The following is a 676-nucleotide window of genomic DNA, read 5'->3' as shown; positions in this document are numbered from 1 at the left end:
CTTCTGCCTACATTGACTATCGTTGGCGGCGCAGTTGGCGGTTACTACACGGGTGCACAACGTCTAGTGGACATCGGCTTGAAAGGTAAAGAGAACGTACCTTCCATCACTTCAACAGCGTGGGCTGGTATCTCTATTGCGGTGGTTATTCGCGTCCTACTGTTTTTAGCGGTGTTTGGCGTTATCGTGACAGGCGCAACGTTGGATTCAGCTAACCCGGCAGCCGACGCTTTCCGTCAAGGTGCTGGCCAGCTTGGTTACTTCATCTTTGGCTTAGTACTGTTTGTTGCTTCCATCACGTCTGTAGTGGGTAACTCTTACATGGCTATCTCATTAATTAAGACGCTTTTCCCCGTTGTAGCGCGAAACGAAAAAGCGTGGTGTGTCGGCTTCATTATCCTAACCTCGCTAGGCACGGTTACCATGGATATGCCAATTCTTCTGCTTATGTTAGCGGGTTTAGTGAACAGCATTATCCTTCCTATCGTTTTGGGTACCGTCTTAGTAGCGACAAAACGCAAAGATATCGTCGGTGACTACCAACACCCAATGTACTTAACGCTAACTGGAGCAGCGGTTGTTATCGTGATGGCTGCATCGAGTTTGACTAACATCGGTAACTTCATGGCGAAGTTTACGGGTTAATACTTTGTTGATAGTGATAAAAAACGGCCTC

At 47.6% G+C, this 676-nt stretch carries 1 protein-coding gene; it reads left to right on the top strand.

Features of this window, described 5'->3' with window-relative positions; translation table 11 throughout:
- Positions 1-645 (top strand): divalent metal cation transporter (locus R8O11_RS28140; RefSeq protein WP_412035086.1); only part of this gene is annotated, 645 nt, incomplete at its 5' end.
- Positions 646-676 lie beyond the last annotated feature (31 nt).

This window comes from Vibrio sp. 1288 (genome assembly GCF_033344475.1).
The sequence above is the reverse complement of the archived record's forward strand: the minus strand, read 5'-3'. Positions and strand labels throughout refer to the sequence as shown.